Origin of the sequence: Alkalibacterium iburiense, from assembly GCF_039521845.1 — a bacterium.
Lineage (GTDB): Bacteria > Bacillota > Bacilli > Lactobacillales > Carnobacteriaceae_A > Alkalibacterium > Alkalibacterium iburiense.
In genome coordinates this window covers 1-3,892 of the sequence record NZ_BAAACW010000084.1, presented here as the reverse complement: position 1 = coordinate 3,892, position 3,892 = coordinate 1, and the positions used below count along the sequence as shown (strand labels likewise).

Here is a 3,892-nt window from a genome sequence, read left to right as displayed (position 1 = left end):
AGAGCGGGCAAAATCGCACTGTTAACAAGGAAAAGTAGTAAACCGGTTAGGTTTTGACACCCTAACCATAACATATTCTACACTATATCCGTAGCATGCACACCAGAGAATAGTATGAAGAAAAGAGGATGACCATGAACCAAGAAATTGAAATTGAATTTAAAAATCTACTGAATGAAGCAGAATATCAGACATTGCTCAATCAGGTGTTTGACAGTACATCTCAGGAGTACGTTCAAACGAATGTTTATTTCGATACGACCGATTTCCTATTAAAAGAGCATTCATGCGCACTACGCATTCGTATTAAGGATAAATATGCGGAAATGACCTTAAAGACGCCGTTTGAAGGCCACCATAAAGAATTAAATCTTTCACTGGATAAAGAAGAAGCTGAAGAACTGATCAGCAGAGGATTTTTTAGTGTGCCGGTAGAGATAAATACAATCTTAATGAAAGAGAACCTCCCTTCCATCGATACAGTGAAAAGAATCGCAGATTTAAAAACAAGGCGAATAGAAAAAACAACAGAAGACGGATTAATTTTACTGGATAAAAGCTGGTACTCGGATACAATCGATTATGAATTAGAAGTGGAATCCCATTCTATTGAAAAGGGAGCCAAATTGTTTCAGACTATTTTATCTGATTTTTCTATACCCGAACGAAAAACTGAAAACAAAATAGCCCGTGCATTTAAAGCTTCTAGGACAGATAAAACATAATTGTGACGAAAATGTCACACGCGCCATAAAATTTACTCTTTTTTCATGCAGATTATTACTAATTACCTATATTGTTTGGTAGTCTAGAGAATGTAAAGAAAAACAAGTAGCTAAATGTTAATTTTGGCTCTTTCAAACAATTTATTAATTAGAGTAATCCAACAAAATATATTATTAGGTGCGTGTAAATTATGTTTATAAATAATAAAATAGAAATCTTTTTATTCGTAAACCCACTAGGAACATCTTGTTATGGAACTGAAAAGCTTATTGAGGAATTTTCAAATGAAAGAGATGAAAAGGTAAGTATTCGTTTTATTCCCATATTAAACTTTAGAACAATTGGGAATATATTAACCGATAAAGTCAAATCAACCTTATCTAATAGAAATGAATTTTATACTGCTTCATATCATACAAGCATTGCCTTTCAAGCAGCCTCTATGCAAGGAAAGAAAAAAGGCAGACAGTTTCTTATAGCCTTGCAAAGCAAACTTTTAAATGATAATCAAACAGTTTCAGATGACCTGTTCTTTGAAGTAGCCGATCAAGTTCGACTGGATCGTGAAATGTTTGAAGAAGACTTGCGTTCAGATTTTTCAAAAAAAGCTTTCAAAAAAGATCAGCAGTTAGCGCTCGATATGGGTGTGGAAGACGCCCCATCTTGTATCCTATATGCCGGAACGGATTCTGAATATGGATACCGTATTAACACATCTATCACTAAACAATTATTACATGGTTTATGTGATGATCAAGCTGTTGTCCAAGAAAAATTTCAAGCGAAACATTTGTCTCTTCTTCAAATGGTATAATGAACGGTTAAGCATCCTATCTGTCATGAATCAGATAGGATGCTTTCGTTCGTTCCTTCAATAACAAAAATAACCGTCTGTATGAAGTCATTTGACTTTGAACAGACGGTTATTTTTTGAATCCATTAAGGAGACGTTAAATCCAATAGTCTTCCTTACGCTATCAGTTATTCTTTAATAGCTTCTAAAGCTTTTTCTAGTTCATTTAATCTTTCTTCAAATACTTTCATAGCTCTTTCCAGATAGTCTCTATCGGTCATGTCTACGCCAGCTTTTTTCATCACTTCTATTGGATAGTCACTGCTTCCTGCTTTTAGATAAGTCAGGTACTTATCCAGTGCCCCTTCTTCTTCATTCAAGATTTTATCTGCTAGAGCTGTAGCTGCACAGAAGCCAGTGGAGTATTGATAAACATAGTAATTCATGTAAAAATGCGGAATGCGTGCCCATTCATACTGAATCGCTTCGTCTTTTTCAACGGCATCTCCATAATACTTTGAGTTTATCTTTCTGTAGTTTTCACTGAGGTAGTCTGCTGTTAAAGGCACCCCTTTAGCTGCTTCTTCATGCATAAAGTGTTCAAATTCAGCAAATTGTGTTTGACGGAATACTGTTCCTTTAAATCCATCTAAATAATGACTAAGGACATAAGCACGGGCTTTAGGATCCTCTGTCGTTTTTAGTAAATAATCCGTTAACAAGTTTTCATTTGTTGTAGATGCTATTTCTGCTAAAAATATAGAGTAGTTTCCATAGACATGCGGCTGTGTTGAGCGCGTGAAATAACTATGAGCACTGTGTCCTAATTCATGTACAAGTGTGTAGAGATGGTTCAAAGAGTCATGCCAATTCAAAAGAATGTATGGGTTCGTATCGTAAGTACCAGACGAGTACGCTCCACTTCTTTTTCCTTTATTCTCCACCACATCTATCCATCGATTATTAAATGCTTTTTCTAAAACATCTTTATATTCTTCGCCTAGGGGTTCTAACCCTTCAAACGTTTTATCCTTCGCTTCCTCATATGAGTATTTCAGACTTGCTTCACCTGTAATGGGGGTATACAAATCGTACATATGCAACTCATCTAGTTCTAATGTTTTCTTTCTAAGCTCCATATATCTGTGAAGTAACGGTAAGTTTTCATTCACTACATCTATTAATGTGTCATGTACAGCTTCAGGTATATGATTATTAGATAAGGCTCTTTCACGAGCAGATTTATAGTGATGAACTTTTGCTTGGTAATTATGATTTTTAACATTGGCCCCAAGTGTGCTGGCAAACGTATTTTTCAACCCTTCATAAATCTCATACATTTTAGTAAAGGCTTCTTTTCTTACACTTCTATCTGTACTCTCTAATAATTGACCATACATTCCGTGAGATAACTGAACTTCTTTTCCGTCTTCTCCTTTAACTTTAGGAAACTTTAAATCGGCATTATTAAGTACACTAAATGTTTGACTGGATGATCCCAATACCTCACTCGCACCAGCAAGTAAAGCTTCCATTTCAGCTGTTAAAACGTGAGCTCTATTGGCTGTCAGCTGGTTAATATAATGAGTATAGACTTCTAACCCTTCTTCATCTTCAAAATAATCCGATAAAGTCTCTTCAGGTAATTCTAATACTTCTGGCTCGAACCAAGAGGTTGCTTCTTGTGTCAGTGATGCCAAATAGCGAGCTCGATCATTCATTGCCTGATACGTGTTATTCGTTGTATCTTGGTCACTCTTTAAGTGCGCATACACATAAATCGAGCTTACTTTTCTAGATAAATTTAATATTGCTTCTAAAGCCTCTAAAAAGGTTTTAGCATCTTCTCCTAGTTTTCCTTGAAATTCTTTTACTTCTTCAATTTTCTCCTGAGTTTGGTTAAAATCCTCTTCCCATTTTTCATCTGACTCATAAATGACTGAAAGATCCCAAGTTAATTCAATAGGGACCTCATTTCTTGCAGGTAAAGACTTTACTTCAGACATGATGTTTCCCCCCTTAAAATATACGAACAATTTAATGATAACATACTTTGAATTTGAATAGAATAAACAAATTTTTTAATTTGTTTATCATAAAGCTCCTTTCCTTCTCTTTGCCTTTTTAGAAAACTTCCATTTTCCATTCCCAACTTTTACCAATATATGGGCATTCTCTAAATGGTCAATCCATTGAAAAATGGGCTTATAAAGAGCTGTGTTAGTGATATTAGGTAGTGTATGAAAAACGAGGGTTTTATTTTGATCCCATTCATCGATTACTCTCTTTATCATTTTTGGTTAGTGTCAATACTTTCTTTTAATAATTGCTTACAATGGTTGTTATATCAAGGAAAAACAAAAAAACACTTGC

General features: G+C 34.8%; 3 protein-coding genes. 2 read left to right on the top strand and 1 reads right to left on the bottom strand.

The annotated features are described in order from the left end of the window. The first annotated feature begins 134 nt into the window (after window positions 1–134). Window positions 135–725, top strand: a complete 591-nt coding sequence (locus ABDZ53_RS07275; RefSeq protein ID WP_343755057.1) for a CYTH domain-containing protein — start codon at window positions 135–137, stop codon at window positions 723–725. 191 nt (window positions 726–916) lie between these two features. Beyond that, window positions 917–1,540: a DsbA family protein gene (locus ABDZ53_RS07270; RefSeq protein ID WP_343755056.1), complete on the top strand. Its 624-nt coding sequence runs from the start codon at window positions 917–919 to the stop codon at window positions 1,538–1,540. A 167-nt stretch (window positions 1,541–1,707) separates the two neighbouring features. Here ABDZ53_RS07270 and pepF read toward each other — a convergent pair whose 3' ends face one another. Next, window positions 1,708–3,525 carry an oligoendopeptidase F gene (gene pepF / locus ABDZ53_RS07265; RefSeq protein WP_343755054.1) on the bottom strand — a complete coding sequence of 606 codons (1,818 nt, stop codon included), beginning with the start codon at window positions 3,523–3,525 and terminating at the stop codon, window positions 1,708–1,710. Window positions 3,526–3,892 lie beyond the last annotated feature (367 nt).